The following is a 17,101-nucleotide window of genomic DNA, read 5'->3' as shown; positions in this document are numbered from 1 at the left end:
AGGATAAATAATGGCATACTTAAGTGATTTTGATATTAGTGGATATGGACTTAGTGCGCAACGCTTTAGAATGAATGTAATTAGCTCAAATATAGCTAATGCAAATACTACTAGAACTGCCGAAGGTGGCCCATACCGCCGTAAAGAGGTTGTATTTAAGGCAATTGAATTTGATAAAGAGCTAAATAAACAACTAAATGCTAAAAATGACTTTTTAGAAAATGAGAATCCTTTAGACGATCCAGATGCGCCAAGATTTCCAAAACCTGCGATCTCAACTGTGGTAGTCGATAAAATCGTACGTGATGATAAAGATTTTAAAATGAAATTTGATCCAACTCACCCAGATGCAAATGAAAAAGGTTATGTAATGCTACCAAACATAAATCCAGTCATTGAGATGGCGGATTTAATAGAAGCAACAAGAGCATACCAAGCAAATGTATCAGCATTTCAAAGTGCCAAAGCGATAGCGACAAGTGCTATTGATATGATGAAAGGATAATTGAATGAACATTAATAATATATCAAATTTAAATCCATTAGAGCAAAAAAGTAGTAAAAATGATAATTTACTAGACCAAAGTTTCTCTGATATTTTAACCAAAACTCTAGGCGAACTAAATGACGTCCAACAAAAAGCTGATAAAGCAGTGGCTGATCTAGCAACTGGAGAAGTAAAAGATCTACACCAAGCAGCGATTGCAATCGGCAAAGCAGAAACTAGCATGAAACTAATGCTAGAAGTAAGAAATAAAGCTATAAGCGCTTATAAAGAGATAGCAAGAACACAGCTATAATGAGCCAAAATAGTAGCCAAAGCAAAGTATATGTAGTATTTTTGCTAATTGTTCTTGGTATCTTTATATTCTTAACAGTTATATTTTACCGATCTAGTATCGAGCGTCGCCTTCCAAAACTCCAAAGTAGCGACTATACCAGTGCTATGCGTGGCTCTATATTAAGCCAAGATGGTTTTAGCCTAGCAAGCAGTCAAAAACTCTTTAAAGCGATGGTAGATACTAGAAATATTGATCCAAATAAAAAAGAGTTATTTATCAAACTATATACTTTATATAGTGGTGATGACCCTAAAAAAATTAGAAAAATCCTAGCAAAAAAAGGCTTAGTAACTCTATCATATGAGATTGATGCCAAGGGTGCTGCATATCTAAAAGAGTTAGCTAGAAAGCTATATAGAAATAAAGTATTTATCGCATATCAAGATCCAAAAACCGGTATAGTCTCTACTCAAGGAATGAGCATTATAGAAAGCGGTGAAAGACGAATATATATGGCAAGTGACGCTTTAACGCCAGCTATTGGCTACATTAAAAAGATTGAAATAGATGGTATTACAAAAGTTGAAGGAGTAAAAGGAATTGAAAAAGTATATGATAACTTGTTATCCTCTACTCAAGATGAGCTAACAAAAGGACCAAGAGATCTAGCAAATACAATAATTTTAAGTAAAGACGCTGAGCTATCTCGCCGTATTGATGGCTATAATGTCGTGCTAAATATTCCATTAAAACTACAAAAAATATTAGAAAAAATGGCTGTAGCAAAGATGAATGAACTAATTGCTAAAGAAGTTATAATAGGCGTTATGGAGGCTAAAAGTGGAGCTATAATTTCATTAGTTTCTACCTCTAGATATAATCCATCAAGTATCACTAAAAAAGATTACCAATCACTAAATTCAACAGCAAGCGAATACGCTTATGAGATGGGTTCAGTTATGAAACCATTTATCTTTGCCCTACTTTTAAAAGCTGGCAAAATCGATCCACTTGAGATAATAAATGTCTATGGTGGTAAATATAAACTAGGTAAACGAACAATCACTGACAGTCATAAAAATGATACCCTAAGCGCCCAAGATGTAATCGTAGAATCTTCCAATGTTGGTATGATTCAAATTGTAGATAGATTAAGCGAATTTGAACTTTATAATGGTCTTTTAGAATTTGGATTTTCTCAAAAGAGCGGAATAGATCTAAGCTATGAACAAGTTGGCAATATACCATCAATCTCTAAACTAAAAAATAAGGTATATAAATCCACGCTAAGCTATGGTTATGGCGTCCAAGCTACATTTATACAGCTTCTAAGCGCCTATAATGCAATCACAAATGATGGTGTTATGGTTACACCACGCATAGCTAGTCATCTAGAAAAAGATTCTAAAACCTATAAATACAAAGAACAAGAGTTTACCCAAATTCTCTCAAAAGCTCAAGCTCAAAAGATGAAAGATATCCTAATCAAAGTTGTAGAAAGTCCTAATGGAACCGCTAAAAGAACACAAATCCCAGGCCTAATAATTGGCGGCAAAACTGGTACTGCACATATCGCTACAAGTGGTGGTTATAGCGATAAGCGCTATAATGCAAATTTCTTTGGCTTTGTCCGTGATGCCAAAGGCAAGGAATATACAATTGGCGTTTTAGTACGTGAACCAATGAAGCCATATCCATACTACTATGCTTCATGGAGCGCATTGCCAATATTTCGCTCAACTATCGAGCTAATGGTAGAAAATGGCTACCTAACTCCAACTAAACTAGATCCAAAAGCCGTTAAAGCCATTAATGCTAAAGAGGGTAAGAATATAAATGTAATATTAGACTAAATTTAACGCAAATAAAATCTTTTTAAGTCTCTTTTGCATATAATTTAAGTTTTATTTTTTAGGTAGGATTATGAATTTAATAGACAAGTTAGAAAACAATCAAAGATTGGAATTTGATGATGCTATCAAGCTTTATGATTTAGATCTATTTACTCTAGGCAAATATGCCAATAAAATCAGAGAAGCTAAAAATGGTAAAAAGGTATATTTTAATATAAATCGCCATATAAATCCGACTAATTTATGTGCTGATGTGTGTAAATTTTGCGCCTTTTCATCTCATAGACAAAGCGCTGATAAGAGTTATACAATGAGCTATGAGCAGATTATTGAAGCAGTAGATAAAAGCGTATTAAACGGAGCCAAAGAGATACATATAGTCTCTGCTCACAATCCAAATGTATCATGGCAATGGTATCTAGAGATATTTAAAATGATAAAAAATAAATATCCAAATTTACACATAAAAGCACTTACTGCAGCAGAGGTTGATTACTTGCATAGAAAACATGGCTTAAGCTATGAAGAAGTGATAGAAAAGATGATTGAGTATGGTGTAGATAGTATGCCTGGTGGAGGAGCTGAAATATTTGATGAGGGCGTTAGAAATGAAATTTGTAAAGGCAAAGTAAGCAGTGATAACTGGCTTAAAATTCACTCTTTATGGCATCAAAAAGGTCGCCAAAGCAACGCTACAATGCTATTTGGTCATATAGAGAACAAAGAGCATAGAATCGATCATATCCTTAGAATTCGCTCGCTACAAGATCGCTCCCTAGCTCTAAATAACGGCGGCGGATTTAATGCTTTTATTCCATTAGTCTATCAAAGAGATAATAACTATCTTAAAAATATCCCATTTTTAGGCTCAGTTGAGATACTAAAGACAATGGCAATTAGCAGAATCTTGCTTGATAATATAAATCATATCAAGGCATACTGGGCTACTTCTACTTTAAATTTAGCTCTTGTAGCACAAGAATTTGGTGCTGATGATCTAGATGGAACGATAGAAAAAGAGAGTATTCAAAGCAGTGCTGGAGCAGCAAGTAAAAATGGTAAAAGTCAAAAAGAATTTATAGAGCTAATTCAAACAAGTGGATTTATACCAGTTCAAAGAGATAGCCTATATAATGAACTTATAATATACAATTAGAAAGAAATATGGATATATTTAAGCTCAAACAAAACAATACAACTGTAAAAACCGAGCTAAATGCAGCTCTTACTACATTTTTGGCTATACTTTACATAGTTCCAATTAATGCGCTTATCTTAAGCGATGCTGGTATGCCAAAGGAAGCTTTATTGGTAGCGACAGCCCTTATCACGATTCTAGCAACTATTTTTAATGGCTTATGGGCTAACACACCAGTAGCACTAAGCACGGGAATGGGATTAAATGTTTACTTTACATATAGCATGGTAATTGGTATGCAAATTCCATGGCAAACTGCACTTGGGGCTATATTTATCAGCTCGGCGATATTTACCATTTTGAGTTTTACAAATTTTCGCCTTTGGATTATCAAAAATATCCCACTAGATCTTAGGTGTGCCATTAGTGCTGGTATTGGTACATTTATATGTTTTATTGGTCTATCTAAAATGGGTTTAATAGTTGCTAGTCCAGCTACTAAAGTTGCTATTGGCAATATTAGCGATCCTAAAGTTTTAATTGGTGTTATAGGGATTATATTTATGATACTATTTTGGACTTTAAAACTGCGTGGCGGATTTGTTTTGGCAATTGCTGTAACATCAATTGGAGCGTGGATATTTGGAATTTATGAAACACCAGAAGAGATAATCTCGATACCTGTTAGCATCGCTCCAATTTTTGGGGAGTTAGATATTCTCTCAGCTCTTCAAATTTCTTTACTTCCAGCAGTTTTAACACTATTTGTTACTCACCTATTTGATAGTATTGGCACCCTTACTGGAGTTGGAAATAGAGCCAATCTATTTACACACGCTGATGGCGAAAAAAAATTAGCCAAAAATTTAGAAAGTGACGCAATAGCTGGCATGGGTGGAGCCATTATAGGTACAAGTACAATTATAACATGTGTAGAGAGTGCAAGCGGTGTAGAAGCTGGTGGCAGAACAGGACTTACGGCTGTATTTATAGGAGTGTTTTTTATATTTACCCTATTTTTCTTACCACTATTTGGCTCTATTCCAGCTAATGCTATCTATCCAGTACTTGTAATGGTAGGTATTTTAATGTTTAGTGAACTTGGCAAAATCAACTACAAAGATCCAGCTATTTGCGTTTCAACATTTTTAACTGTGATATTAATGCCGCTTACATACTCTATTACAATAGGATTGAGCGTAGGATTTATATCATATTTTATTATTAAATTAGTACTAAGAAAATGGGAAGATCTAAATTTAGGCGTAAGTACACTAGCTATTATTAGTCTATTTGCCTTTATTGCTAGTTCAGCACCTAATCTATTTAAATCAATAATTGGAGGCTAAAAATATGACATATTATGATTTTAGCTCATTTAAACATGATGCCAAAATTTTAGCTAAAAGAGCTAGAGATGAATTTAATCCAGAGGTTATTTTAGGTATTGCTAGAGGTGGATTAACTCTAGCTCACTTTTTAGCAAATGCGCTTAATATTAGAGATTGCTTTAGTCTAAACTCTATACATTATGAAAATACTACAAAGCTAGATAATATCAAAATCTACAATATCCCAGATCTAAGCAAATTCAAAAGAGTATTAATTACAGATGATATTATCGATAGTGGCGAATCTATGGTAGCTATCAAAAAAGAGATCAGTAGATTATATCCAAATTTAGAAATTGCTGTAGCTACTATATTTTATAAGCCAAAAGCTTTGATGTTACCTAATTTTACTATCAAAGAAGCTGATGATTGGATTGAGTTTTTTTGGGATTTGAGCTTGGATTAGATGATGAAACGGGCTGAGATTTTACTATACTATTTTTGCACAGGACTTACACTATGTATTCTTTATGCAACCCAGCCAATTGGTCCTATATTTGAAAATGAACTTGGTATATCTAAAACTCAAGCTGCTCTATTTACTACTGCGATAATGACTCCACTAGCATTTGCTGGAATATTTTATGGCTATCTACTTGAAAAAATTGCTATTAAAAATATCTTAGTCGTAGCGTTTTTACTTCTTGGTATTAGCGAGATTATTTTTAGCTTTGCTAATTCATACTTTTTATTATTAAATATTAGAGGATTTCAAGGGTTGCTAATCCCTGCTGTGCTAACTGGAATAATGAGCTATATAAGCCAAATTTCATCAAAAGATAATGTAGCAAGTGCTATTGGTATATATATTGGAGTTACTATTATTGGTGGATTTATGGGGCGAGCATTAAGTGGATTTTTTACAGATATATTTGGCTGGAGACCATTTTTCTTTATTATTGGCTGCGTTGCTATTTTTGCTTCAATTTTACTACTTAAATTTAGCAAAAATATCAAAGCTAGCTACCTAAAACCACACTTAATAGATGTAATCCATACTCTAAAGCTTCGTCATAATCTTTATATATTTTTAATGATTTTTGGGATATTTTTTACATTTCAAGCGATGCTTAACTTTATCCCATTTGAACTAGCTAGAATTGATGAAAACTATAATTCATCAAAGGCTGGAATGCTATATATTGGCTATTTAATTGGTGTTTTAGTTGCGTTTAATACTAAAAAAATTACAGCTCTATTTCGCAGTCCAATAACTGCTATAATAGCTGGAATCATAACCCTTATCATTGCTATTCAAATTTTTAGGATCGAGAGTTTTGGACTTATTTTTGTAGCAATGGTAGTCTTTTGCCTTGGAAATTTTATAGCCCACTCTATTGCTAGTGGATTTATAAATAAGATGGCTACAACACATAAAGGAATCTCAAATGGTCTTTATGTAAGCTTTTACTATTTTGGCGGAGCGCTTGGTAGCTTTATCCCTGGACTTATTTATATGCCTTTTGGCTGGAATGCCTTTTTATGGCTTCTTAGCGTTATTAGCTTTATTTCATTACTTTTTATTTTGGTGATTCGTGATATCAAGGCTTAATCTATTTTGGCTTTTTATAGCCCTAGCTTTAAACTCAGCTCTTTTAATCTTTAGCATGAGCGGATTAAGCATTAGCTATTATGAAGCACAAATTTATTATAGTAACTCAAATTTAGGTTTTATATTACGCTATATTAGCTCTATTTTTGGCGATAATGAGATAGTAATCCGTGGTCTATTTTTAACACTTCATATTGCAAACTCACTACTAATCTACATCATTTCTCTAAGAATCCTAAAACGCCAAAGCGACTGCGTGATAGCTGCAATTTTATATATGTTTTTACCTGGCGTACTAGTTAGTGCATTAATAATCAATCAAGCTAGTATTGCGATATTTATTACGCTTATTGTAGTATTTTTACAGCAACGACAAATGTATATCTTAATGAGCTTAATACTGGCTTTGAGTCTATTTTTTAGCAAACCATTCATCGCACTTTATCTGGCTATTATGCTATTTGGACTTTTTAGCAGAGATAAAAAATTTGCCATAATTGGCGCATTTTTTTGCATAGCGTGGTACTATTTAAATGGTTTAGAATCTAGCGGAAAACCACGTGGATATTTCCTAGACTCAATAGCGGTATTTGCTGCAGTATTTTCACCATTGCTTTTTATATACTTTATATATACGATTTATAGGATTTGTATTAAAGAAATTAAAAGTTTTTTATGGTTTATTAGCCTAACTGCCCTTGGTGTATGCTTGCTTCTTTCTATGCGTCAACGTGTAGAATTAGAATTATTTTTACCATTTTGTGTGATTTTAGTACCAGCAATGGTAAAAACATTTTTTAGTTCATATAGATCACGCTTACCACGTTTTAGAGTACTTTATAAGTTGATTTGTATTATTGTTTTAGTTACATTAGCACTAAATAGTTTAGCTATTATTTTTCATCAATATTTATATATTTTTCTAGATAATCCTAAAAATCACTTTGCCTATAAATATGACATTGCAAAAGAGCTAGCAAAAGCTCTAAAAGATCGCCAAATTACTGCTATTTCAACCAACCCAAATCTAGCTCTAAGGCTAAAATTTTATGGAATTCCAATGGGCGGTAACTATTATTTAGATACTACTTATAAAAAATCATGCGAACAAATAAAAATATATAAATTTAATAAATCCATAGCTAAATTTTATCTATGCAAAAAATAAAAGCTTTTAGCCTATTTGAATTGGTAATTGTAATGGTTGTGATTGGTGTTTTACTCTCAATTACAACCATAAATTTCAAAAATGATGACCTAGCACGAGCGGCAAATCAAGTTGCTAGCCATATAAGATATACGCAGTTTTTAGCACTCACAGATGATAAATTTAACCCAGAAGATAAAAATTGGACTAAATCTAGATGGCAAATTTACTTCACTAAAACAGTTGCTGGTAAAAAAGTATTATATTATTCAATCTTTAGCGATAGTGGAGGATATAGCGGAAGTCCAGATGGAAAGGAAATTGCTAAAAATCCGCTAAATCCAGCTAAGGTTTTATCAGTCTCACACGCTGGAATCTCTACCATTAATCCAACTGATGAGCTAGATTTGATGGAAAAATTTAACCTAAATGATGTAGAGCTTTTAGGTGGTTGTTCTCAAAGTGGCTCAACTAGAATTAGTTTTGATAATCTTGGACGACCATTTAAAGGTAATCCAAAAAGTGCTAATAACTCCACGCATAATCTAATTACCTCTACATGCCAAATTCGCCTCACTCACCAAAATGGCAACTGTATATATATAAATCTTGAGCCAATCACTGGATTAATTAGCATTGATAAGCCACAAATCCAGTGTAAAAGCAATTAAAATAAATTTATATAAAACTTGGTGCATCATTACTAAATAAAATCAAATCTCCACTTATTGTATGTTGCGCTAAAAATTCACTCATCTTAGATTTGTCAAATAGACGCACCACTTCAGGCCTAGTTAAATCTAAAACCAGCTCAGACTCATTTAACACACTTGTTATTACTACAATATCAAAGACTTCGTTTATTACCTTTGAAAGCTTGCGATTTACTCCGCTTCCACCCTCAACAATTCCTGGTGTTAACAAGATTTTACGCCCCTTAAATTCACTCACCAATCTATAGCTTGCTATCATTCCTTGCAAATTTCCATTAAAACTATCATCGATTATAATCTTGCCACCAGCATCAATTCTTTGAAGCCTATGTTCTACACTCTTTATGTTATCTAAGCTTAAATTTTTAACCCCAACAGCACTAGCGGCCAATAATGCAGCTCCAAGGTTATAACTATTAAATTCGCCAAGTACTTTAGCGCTAAAATGGCTCTTTTGATTATTTAATTTCATATCAAACTCAACCCCATCAAGACTACTTTTGACCCCGCTAATTAGTTCATCGTAAATTACTGCTTTGCCTTGTAAATTTGTAGAACTATGAGCTATACAAGTAGCTAGACGGTTTGAATTTAATGCTTCAAGCTTAGCAGTTCTTACTTCATCAAGCGAGCCAAAATACTCTAAATGTGCCCCACCGATCTGCCCAATCACCACAATCTGAGGATTTATAAATTTAACAATCTCATCAATATCACCGCGCAACCTAGCCCCTGCCTCAACAATATAAATCTGGCAATCACTTGGTAAATTTTCATTAATATCACGAATAATTCCAAGCAATGTATTTACACTCCGTGGAGTTTTATGAGTTTTTAACTCCTTGCTAGCTATATCATAGATAAAGTTTTTAATACTTGTTTTGCCAAAACTTGCCGTTACTAAAATAATTTTTAAATCACTCATTGAATTTAGCTTTGTCTTAGCGATTTTTTTGTATCTAATAGCTATAATTTTTTCACTCAAACCACTTAAAATCAATGAAAAAATAATACTAAAAATTGTATGATAAATAGCATTTTGGCTATATGGGCAAAGAGTAAATAATACAAAACCAGCAATCAAAAAAGCAAAATACCGCTTCACTCTAGCAGTCATTACAACCCTCTTATCCAATCGATACGCCCACAAAGCTAAAAGAGATATATAAATTACTGCTAAGCAAATTTGATAGACATAATGCCAGCAAAACGCCATTATAAATAGCGGTAAAACGATAAAATATATATGCCACATCGGTTTAGTATAGTGAAAAATCACTCGCTTAATTTTATAACTAAACCACTGCAAAGCGCTAATTAAATAGTATCCAAGTGCCATAGTAAAACCAAATTTAGCAATAGTTGAGATTACTAATTCTATAATCATTATCGATCCTTTTTAGTAGTTTCAGTTATGATTTTAGCAATGTATTTACTATGCTGCAAGAAAAAGAAATGATCACCATCAAGCGAATAAAATTGACTATTTTTTATTAATTTAGCTATATTCTCTCCGCTACTAAGCGGCGTAGCATCATCGCTAATCCCCCAAAAAATAAGTGCGTTACTGTTTAGACTAGCAAAAATATCGCTAAAATCTTCATCTACGACATTTTTAAGCGTCTCGTACATTATTTTACTCATTCCACTTATATCCTTTGTAGCAAAAATTCGCCAAAATCTTCCCAATCCAATACTCTTTAAAATCTTAAAAATAGCAATTTTTGCTCTCACGCTAAAGCGTTTTTGTTTAATTATTCCAGCACTACTAAGCAAAATCAAATATCTTGGATTTAACAGCGCTGCTATCTTTCCACCAAAGCTATGACCCATAACTATCTCAAACTCAATTCCTAAACTACGAATAAATTTGCTCACGATATTAGCATAATCATTAGTACAAAGTGGTGCTTCTAAAGTACTACTAAGCCCAAATCCAGGTAGATCTAAATATACACAGTTAAATTGATTCAAATATTTACTAAATGCTCTTTTCATCAGCTCTTTATTTGCTCCCCAGCCGTGCAAAATCAGTATATTTTTAACTCCATTTTGCCCTATTATTTCATAGCTTAGAGAATATTTTAATCCATTATATTCTATCTCTTTTATCGCCATTTTAGCTCTCTTTTTTTCTATTATAAATTGCTTCTAGCAGCGTTACGGCCTCGCTTAGACGCTCATACTCTTCCATATTTATCATCACCGCTTCAAAGCGGTTATTTTTGACGATGAAGGCACGCTTTTTTTTAGCCTGTGAGATATCGTTTAAAATCGAGCTAAAATTTCGCACCATCTGTGTGGCAGTATAAATTTCATCTTTGCTAAACTTTGCCATCGATGCCCCTTTATGTAGAATTATACATAAAATTATACATAAATTTAACTTTAGTAGTGATGAATTAAGCAGTTAGAGCCTTAAATCAAGGCTCTAAAATTAGGCTAATTTGCCCTTATTACTAGTAATCGAGTGAATATATTTATAATCAATTGGGATTTTTTTCTCTACTTTTATATTGTTTGCAAGTCTAGCTAAAGATGCGCTAAAGTCGCTAAATAAATAGTTAGCCAAACTACCCGGATTTGGGTTAATCTCATTTAAATAAACCTCATCGCCAATAACAAAAAAATCACATCTAATAAGCGCTCCATCAAATCCACCGCCAACATAAATCTTGCTAAAGGCTTCTTTAATCTTATCTTTTAGCTCTTTACTAATATCAGCCTCATTTGAGCTTGAGCTTGCAAAGCTCATATATTTTTGCTCAAAATCTAGCATTTTGCCTTTTTTAGGCTCTTCTATAATAGATAGCTCGAGATTTTGCCCTACTCTAAATCCGGCTAAATTAAACTCCCTAACTCCATCTATAAACGGCTCAACTAAAATCTCACCATCAAATTCAAATCCAACATCTAATGCATAATCAAGCTCTTTTTCATTGCTTACCACACTTACACCAATACTACTGCCAAGATGGGAAGGTTTTAGAATGTATGGTAATGGTAAATTTGGCTTTTGATCCCTATTAATCACCTCATATTCTAGAGTTTTAACTCCGCATTTTAGTGCTAATAATTTAGTCAAAACCTTTGAGTAGCTCATTACACTTGCCTCAAGTCGTGGGCCAATAAATTTAAGTGAATAAAACTCAAACATTCCAGCTATTTTACCATCTTCGCCATCACAACCATGGATTAAATTTATATAACAATCTACGCTAATTTCTTTAACTCCAAATATTCCATGAGTTACAAATCCACCATGCCTTAGATAGAGTTTTTTACATTTTTTATATTTTTGAGAGCTAAAAAAATTTGCTCTCATATCGCTTGGATTGATTAGATAAAACTCTCTATTAGCATCAACAAATATAAATTGTAAATCTGCTTTTAGCGCTTTTTTGATTGCTACAGCAGAAACAATGCTAATCTCATGCTCCCAGCTTGCCCCACCAAAAACTATACCATAATTCATCACTATCCTTTAAGCCAATATTTTAAGCGCCTCTTTAATTAAAGAGGCCGTATCATTGCTAGTACATTTAGCTAGTGCAGCACTTATTTTATCACGCTTAAAGCCTAAACTCTCTAGCGCCATAAAGGCCTCGCTACTACTACTGCTAGCACTACTTATCTCGACTAATTTTACATCACTCAACTGGGCTATTAATGTTCTAGCAGTTTTTGGTCCAATCCCTGGAACTCGCTTTAGCGCAGCATCATCCCCATTTATAACAGCAGCGCTAAATTCATCAGGATTAAGAGATGAACAAACCGCCATCGCAGTAGAAGCACCAATACCATTAACTTTTAAAAGCAGTTCAAATATTCTTTGTTCACTCTCTTTTAAAAATCCATATAATAAATTTGCATCTTCTCTAATAATCTGCGTAATATATAACTCTATATTTTCTCCCTTTTGCACAGCTGCACTAGTGAATAAAGATATATTTACTCCATACGTGATTCCAGCGCACTTTATCCAAAGCTGAGTTGGTTCTTTTTTTGTAATTAACCCTTCGATTGCCTTTATCATATCTCATTTGACCTTTTTATCTCATATCCATTCACGCCAGCTTTGAGAGTCATTACTCTAATAATCTCATTCTCTTTAGTGCTGTATTTTATATCAATTGGCGGTTCAATAAGTTTAAATTTAATCTCATTTAACTCAGTCCAACGATCCCTATTTATAATTTTAGCATTAAAGATTATACTCTCCATACTTACTAATTCATCTTTTAGTGTTGCTAATTCTGATTGCTTAGAATTTATGCTTTTTAAAATTTGATTATACTCGGCTACCAATCCTTGAAAATCTTTTAATTTTTTCAAAAATGCAGCTGGTGGAGTAGTGCCTTCTTGTCTCATTTGCATAAGGCGCTCTTTTATCATATTGATAGAATGTTTATTACTATCGATTATATTTCTTTTAAATTCAAGCTCTTTTGGAAGTGCTTTTAATTCATCTTCTAAAACTTTCATTCTTGCGCTATGAGCGGTTATATCCCCATTTGCATTTAGTACATTCTTAACATCAACAATAAATTTATTATTATCACCTTTTAACTCTTCAAGACTAATCAATGCTGAAGCTTTTAGCGTTGAGTTTGAGTGCAAAGTCTGTATATATATCTCATCGGCTTCTATATCTCCGCCTAAAACACGATTTAGATGAACTACCTTGGCTCGCACTTTGCCACCTTCTAATCTATCTATGCGAGCCTCATCACACTCTAAAAATCCCATATGTAACGAGATATTTGCATTTTGCGCATATATCTTTGATTGGGCGTGAGTATTGCCCTCAATTACTACGGTTTTAGCCTTTATAACTGCATCAGGGCCTACATTTCCACTAGCTCTTACTTCGGTAGTCTCAACTTTCATTCCAGCACCAATAGCATCTTTTAAGTAATTGCTCTCCTTGACATTTATCTTTACATCAGATGCTAAATCAGTAGTAATCGAACCGGTTGATTTTAAATTTATCGCATTTACATCTAATTCTTCTTTAATATCAAATTTATTATTCTCTTCACTTACATAACCGCTTTTTAAAGCGATATATTTGATACAATCTACAACCTCATCTACTTTAATATTTGGTCCAACGGTTATTTGAACCTCTTGGGTAGTTTTTGGATCATCAACTGGAATTACTTGGCCTTTTAGATTTTTACCATGTTTACCACGTATTGGTTTTAGGTATTCCATTATTAAATCGCCTTCTAAAACACTATGTAAAAATCCCCTATCTATATCTCTTCTGCCTTTGGTCTTATCATCACCAGTATCTTCTTTGCCATTATTTTTATAGTATTTAATTAGCTTATCATCTGTAGATGGTTCTGGTTCTACTCCAGTAGCAATTACTATAGTTTCAGATTTATCTATTATCTCTTTGATTCTTAAGATTGAGGTTAATTTGGATATTTTTTTTCTAAAACCATGATCTCTAATACCGATTAAAAATCCAGCCTTTAGCATCTTTTTATATATTGCATTTACTAGTTCTTTTTCAAATGTTGGTGTATACTTTGCTAATGTATCTTCTTTTATCGTGACAGCAACCTTGGTACCAGTTCGATTGGCTCCTAGGCTAATTTTAGGTAGGTGAGCCCTACTCTCTTTTCTAATATCATAAAATTTAACCTTATAAGATTGAATGATAAATAACTTCTCATCGACAAAAAATGCATCATCATCAAATATACTCATATCAGTAGCTAAAGCCATATCGCTTTGTGGGTTATTTTTATAGCTGGTATAAATCTCTAAAATATCAAAATCTAAATATTCTGGCGGTACTCCCATACTTCTAGAAACGGCATTAAAATCATCAAAAGGGTTCTTGCTATCTTCTACCATCTATAAAACCTTGTGAATTACTTTTTTAAATTTAGCAATTATAGCTAAAAAAGATAAAACGGCTTTTAAGCCTAAATATATTATACTTTTAAAATCTAATTTTTGGAGTGTAATTTGAAACAAAAGCTAATTTTAATCGGTGCATCCACTGGTGGTCCAGGTCATCTAAAAAAGCTTCTAACTGGTATTACTTTGCCATCATATGCCTCCATTATTATCGCTCAACATATGAGTAAAAATTTTGTTGGCTCTTTTGCTAATAGGCTTAGCCAAGAGCTAAACTCAGAAGTTGAGTTGCTAAATAATAAAGTAACACTAAAAAACAAAATCTATATCTGTGAGCAAAATAGCATTATTTTAAATTCTCAAATCCCAACTGCAAATATTGATCAAAGCGGAATTACTACTACATATAATCCAAATGTAAATATGTTATTTAAATCGGCTGTACCAATTTGCAAAGTAATTGATGTAATGGGAATACTGCTAACTGGCATTGGCGATGATGGTGCTAGTGGATTAAATGAACTATATAAAGCTGGTGCAAAATGTATAGCAGAAAATGAGCAATCAGCTATAGTTTATGGAATGCCTAGGCGTGCTAAAGATATAAATCCAAATTTAGAAATTGCCAATTTAGATATGATTAGAACAAATTTGCAAAGGTTTATCATATGAGCGACTTTGAATGCAGTATTAATGATCTTTTAGAATTTATCGAGCTAACTAAAAAATATAGCGGCAATGATTTAATAAGCAAAAAAGAGATTGTAAAAAATAAAATAGCTCATTTTGCCAAACATAAAAAGATAGATAGTATGCATACCTTGTGTGGCAAATTTCAGCATGATAAGATCTTTAGACAAGAACTTTTAAATTTAATAACCATAAATGAGACATATTTTATGCGTGAGCTAAACCAGCTAAACTCAGCTATGCAATATGCCAATACTCTAAGCATAAGTGGTAATACAGTTAAAATTTTATGCGCTCCATGTAGTAGCGGAGAAGAGGTGTATTCGCTTGGAATTTTAGCTAAAACCATTGGAATTGATAAATACCTCCTAAAAATCACTGGAATTGATATAAACTCTAATATGATTCAAAAATGCAAAGAGGGAATTTATAACGAACGATCAGTCAAAAATATTAGGCAATCTCAAAAAGAGATATATTTTAAAAAAGTCAATTCTGATTATAAAATTAAGCAAGAACTAATGCCAATGATTGAATTTAAAACTATAAATATATTTAATGATTCACTCTTTGCACTTGGGCAGTTTGATATTATTTTATCTAGAAATATGATGATATATTTTGATGAGAATTACCGACTTTTAACTATTGAGCGATTTGCCAAAATTTTAAAGCCACATGGGCGAATTTACTTTGGTAGTGCTGATTTGGTACCATACTGCGATCTATATAACAAAATAATAGATCTATCAGGTACATACTATGAAAAGGTATAACGCCTATATATAATAAAATAATATAAAGCACCAAATAAAAATATAACTGCCATTAAAAAGGTAATCATCGCTAAACTTATACCACTTTCATAAAGTATCCCAATCATAAAGGATATGGTAGCAGATGCCAAATAATATACCATATCCTTATAGGCTATTACTCTACCATAAAATCTCTTATCGCAGCTATTTTGTAACATTGTAAAAGTATATGACCATAGTGTAGATGTACAAAATCCAGCCGCTACCAGTCCAATTAACCCTAAATAATAATCAAACTGCAACACAGCCCACAACCCAATACCTAAAAATTCCCCAATAAATAACCATATCAGTGTTTTATTATTTATAAATTTGCTCAAAATCATAGGCCCAACTACTAAAGAAATCGCCCTAGTCATATTCATAAAACCAATTATAAGAGAAATACTCATAATCTCCTTATACTGATACTTTGCCATTAATGCTACTAGATTATCATACGCAGTTACCCCAACAAATGAATGCAAAAATATTATATGCATTAAAACTGGATTTGCCTTTATATACCCTAGCCCATCTTTCATCATATTAAAAATATTTTGACTAGTTGTTTTAATAACTACTGGTGCTTTAAGCCTACTAATAAGCCCTAACCCCACAATATAAAGTCCAAAATCAAACAAAAATGACGCCTTTATCCCAAAATAGTGGATAAAAATCCCAGCTAATCCCATTCCAGCAGTATACGAGACTGCCCAAATGATAGAATGAATCTCATTAGCTAATTTTAAATTTTTTTTAGTCATCAAATTTGGTAGTAGACTCATCTCAGTTTGAAAATAGACAACCCCAACACCCATCCGCACAAAAATAATAATAAAAAGCAGCCAAAGCAACGAAATATCATCTATAAAAATCAGCATAAAAACAGTAATAATCTCTATAAAAAGCATAAACATCATTAATTTTTTAGGGCTAAATTTATCCACAATAACACCATTTATTGGTGCTAGTAATACATTTGGGATAAATGCCATTGCAGCAGCTAAAGTAATAGCCCACACAGGTGCATCAAGCTCAATAAGCAAAGCAAAAATCCCTGTATGAGAAAACCACATACCAAAATAACATATAAACTGCACTGAACTTAATATTCTTAAATTTGGCTTATATCGAAGTAAAATATAATATTTTTTCAAT

The 17,101-nt window shown here is 32.7% G+C and carries 18 protein-coding genes; 11 read left to right on the top strand and 7 right to left on the bottom strand.

Translation table 11 applies throughout. The annotated features are described in order from the left end of the window. Positions 1 to 10 precede the first annotated feature (10 nt). From flgC to CIGNP109_RS01270, 9 genes are all read left to right on the top strand, one after another. Positions 11 to 505 (top strand): flagellar basal body rod protein FlgC, encoded by a 495-nt coding sequence (gene flgC / locus CIGNP109_RS01310; protein ID WP_086227907.1) that lies wholly within the window; start codon positions 11 to 13, stop codon positions 503 to 505. 4 nt (positions 506 to 509) lie between these two features. Further along, positions 510 to 800, top strand: a complete 291-nt coding sequence (gene fliE, locus CIGNP109_RS01305; protein WP_086224311.1) for a flagellar hook-basal body complex protein FliE — start codon at positions 510 to 512, stop codon at positions 798 to 800. After that, positions 800 to 2,635, top strand: a complete 1,836-nt coding sequence (locus tag CIGNP109_RS01300; RefSeq protein WP_086227906.1) for a peptidoglycan D,D-transpeptidase FtsI family protein — start codon at positions 800 to 802, stop codon at positions 2,633 to 2,635. Before fliE ends, CIGNP109_RS01300 begins: the two co-directional genes overlap by 1 nt. A 67-nt stretch (positions 2,636 to 2,702) precedes the next feature. Beyond that, positions 2,703 to 3,791 carry an aminofutalosine synthase MqnE gene (gene mqnE, locus CIGNP109_RS01295; protein ID WP_236847538.1) on the top strand — a complete coding sequence of 363 codons (1,089 nt, stop codon included), beginning with the start codon at positions 2,703 to 2,705 and terminating at the stop codon, positions 3,789 to 3,791. Positions 3,792 to 3,799: 8 nt separating this feature from the next. Continuing rightward, positions 3,800 to 5,122 (top strand): NCS2 family permease, encoded by a 1,323-nt coding sequence (locus tag CIGNP109_RS01290; RefSeq protein ID WP_086227904.1) that lies wholly within the window; start codon positions 3,800 to 3,802, stop codon positions 5,120 to 5,122. A 4-nt stretch (positions 5,123 to 5,126) separates the two neighbouring features. Next, the gene (locus CIGNP109_RS01285; protein WP_086227903.1) at positions 5,127 to 5,570 is read left to right on the top strand and encodes a phosphoribosyltransferase; all 444 of its coding nucleotides are present in this window, start codon (positions 5,127 to 5,129) and stop codon (positions 5,568 to 5,570) included. 3 nt (positions 5,571 to 5,573) lie between these two features. After that, positions 5,574 to 6,716 (top strand): MFS transporter, encoded by a 1,143-nt coding sequence (locus CIGNP109_RS01280; protein WP_086227902.1) that lies wholly within the window; start codon positions 5,574 to 5,576, stop codon positions 6,714 to 6,716. Next, positions 6,700 to 7,884, top strand: a complete 1,185-nt coding sequence (locus CIGNP109_RS01275; RefSeq protein ID WP_180379997.1) for a hypothetical protein — start codon at positions 6,700 to 6,702, stop codon at positions 7,882 to 7,884. The genes CIGNP109_RS01280 and CIGNP109_RS01275 overlap by 17 nt, the downstream gene beginning before the upstream one ends. Then, a complete protein-coding gene (locus CIGNP109_RS01270; protein WP_086224300.1) occupies positions 7,872 to 8,534 on the top strand; it encodes a pilus assembly FimT family protein in 663 nt (220 codons plus the stop codon). Before CIGNP109_RS01275 ends, CIGNP109_RS01270 begins: the two co-directional genes overlap by 13 nt. A gap of 7 nt (positions 8,535 to 8,541) precedes the next feature. On the opposite strand, the gene CIGNP109_RS01265 is transcribed toward CIGNP109_RS01270, so the two are convergent. The 6 genes from CIGNP109_RS01265 to CIGNP109_RS01240 all read right to left on the bottom strand — a co-directional run bounded on the left by CIGNP109_RS01265 (position 8,542) and on the right by CIGNP109_RS01240 (position 14,447). Beyond that, positions 8,542 to 9,963 carry a Mur ligase family protein gene (locus CIGNP109_RS01265; RefSeq protein WP_086227901.1) on the bottom strand — a complete coding sequence of 474 codons (1,422 nt, stop codon included), beginning with the start codon at positions 9,961 to 9,963 and terminating at the stop codon, positions 8,542 to 8,544. After that, entirely contained in the window at positions 9,963 to 10,694 is a 732-nt protein-coding gene (locus tag CIGNP109_RS01260) for an alpha/beta fold hydrolase (RefSeq protein WP_086224297.1), read from the bottom strand. The genes CIGNP109_RS01265 and CIGNP109_RS01260 overlap by 1 nt, the downstream gene beginning before the upstream one ends. A 1-nt stretch (position 10,695) precedes the next feature. Further along, positions 10,696 to 10,914 (bottom strand): prevent-host-death protein, encoded by a 219-nt coding sequence (locus CIGNP109_RS01255; RefSeq protein WP_086224296.1) that lies wholly within the window; start codon positions 10,912 to 10,914, stop codon positions 10,696 to 10,698. Positions 10,915 to 11,013: 99 nt separating this feature from the next. After that, positions 11,014 to 12,051: a D-alanine--D-alanine ligase gene (locus CIGNP109_RS01250; RefSeq protein ID WP_086227900.1), complete on the bottom strand. Its 1,038-nt coding sequence runs from the start codon at positions 12,049 to 12,051 to the stop codon at positions 11,014 to 11,016. 9 nt (positions 12,052 to 12,060) lie between these two features. Then, the gene (gene ruvA, locus CIGNP109_RS01245) at positions 12,061 to 12,612 is read right to left on the bottom strand and encodes a Holliday junction branch migration protein RuvA (protein ID WP_086227899.1); all 552 of its coding nucleotides are present in this window, start codon (positions 12,610 to 12,612) and stop codon (positions 12,061 to 12,063) included. Continuing rightward, a complete protein-coding gene (locus tag CIGNP109_RS01240; RefSeq protein ID WP_086227898.1) occupies positions 12,609 to 14,447 on the bottom strand; it encodes a flagellar assembly protein A in 1,839 nt (612 codons plus the stop codon). Before CIGNP109_RS01240 ends, ruvA begins: the two co-directional genes overlap by 4 nt. Positions 14,448 to 14,561: 114 nt before the next feature. Here CIGNP109_RS01240 and CIGNP109_RS01235 point away from each other — a divergent pair, with 114 nt between their 5' ends. Both CIGNP109_RS01235 and CIGNP109_RS01230 read left to right on the top strand, forming a co-directional pair. Further along, positions 14,562 to 15,125 (top strand): CheB methylesterase domain-containing protein, encoded by a 564-nt coding sequence (locus CIGNP109_RS01235; protein WP_086227150.1) that lies wholly within the window; start codon positions 14,562 to 14,564, stop codon positions 15,123 to 15,125. Continuing rightward, positions 15,122 to 15,919, top strand: a complete 798-nt coding sequence (locus CIGNP109_RS01230; RefSeq protein ID WP_086227897.1) for a CheR family methyltransferase — start codon at positions 15,122 to 15,124, stop codon at positions 15,917 to 15,919. The genes CIGNP109_RS01235 and CIGNP109_RS01230 overlap by 4 nt, the downstream gene beginning before the upstream one ends. Here CIGNP109_RS01230 and CIGNP109_RS01225 read toward each other — a convergent pair. Further along, positions 15,904 to 17,100 (bottom strand): MFS transporter, encoded by a 1,197-nt coding sequence (locus CIGNP109_RS01225; protein WP_086227896.1) that lies wholly within the window; start codon positions 17,098 to 17,100, stop codon positions 15,904 to 15,906. The genes CIGNP109_RS01230 and CIGNP109_RS01225 overlap by 16 nt on opposite strands. Position 17,101: the final 1 nt, after the last annotated feature.

The sequence above is a fragment of the Campylobacter sp. P0109 genome, from assembly GCF_002138755.1.
In the GTDB taxonomy this organism is placed as follows: domain Bacteria; phylum Campylobacterota; class Campylobacteria; order Campylobacterales; family Campylobacteraceae; genus Campylobacter; species Campylobacter devanensis.
This window is presented reverse-complemented; position numbering and strand designations above follow the sequence as displayed.

Coding starts and splice junctions, on each gene's coding strand:
- flgC (WP_086227907.1), top strand. CDS start 11: ATGGCATACTTAAGTGATTTTGATATTAGTGGATATGGACTTAGTGCG.
- fliE (WP_086224311.1), top strand. CDS start 510: ATGAACATTAATAATATATCAAATTTAAATCCATTAGAGCAAAAAAGT.
- CIGNP109_RS01300 (WP_086227906.1), top strand. CDS start 800: ATGAGCCAAAATAGTAGCCAAAGCAAAGTATATGTAGTATTTTTGCTA.
- CIGNP109_RS01290 (WP_086227904.1), top strand. CDS start 3,800: ATGGATATATTTAAGCTCAAACAAAACAATACAACTGTAAAAACCGAG.
- CIGNP109_RS01285 (WP_086227903.1), top strand. CDS start 5,127: ATGACATATTATGATTTTAGCTCATTTAAACATGATGCCAAAATTTTA.
- CIGNP109_RS01280 (WP_086227902.1), top strand. CDS start 5,574: ATGAAACGGGCTGAGATTTTACTATACTATTTTTGCACAGGACTTACA.
- CIGNP109_RS01270 (WP_086224300.1), top strand. CDS start 7,872: ATGCAAAAAATAAAAGCTTTTAGCCTATTTGAATTGGTAATTGTAATG.
- CIGNP109_RS01265 (WP_086227901.1), bottom strand. CDS start 9,963: ATGATTATAGAATTAGTAATCTCAACTATTGCTAAATTTGGTTTTACT.
- CIGNP109_RS01260 (WP_086224297.1), bottom strand. CDS start 10,694: ATGGCGATAAAAGAGATAGAATATAATGGATTAAAATATTCTCTAAGC.
- CIGNP109_RS01255 (WP_086224296.1), bottom strand. CDS start 10,914: ATGGCAAAGTTTAGCAAAGATGAAATTTATACTGCCACACAGATGGTG.
- CIGNP109_RS01250 (WP_086227900.1), bottom strand. CDS start 12,051: ATGAATTATGGTATAGTTTTTGGTGGGGCAAGCTGGGAGCATGAGATT.
- ruvA (WP_086227899.1), bottom strand. CDS start 12,612: ATGATAAAGGCAATCGAAGGGTTAATTACAAAAAAAGAACCAACTCAG.
- CIGNP109_RS01240 (WP_086227898.1), bottom strand. CDS start 14,447: ATGGTAGAAGATAGCAAGAACCCTTTTGATGATTTTAATGCCGTTTCT.
- CIGNP109_RS01230 (WP_086227897.1), top strand. CDS start 15,122: ATGAGCGACTTTGAATGCAGTATTAATGATCTTTTAGAATTTATCGAG.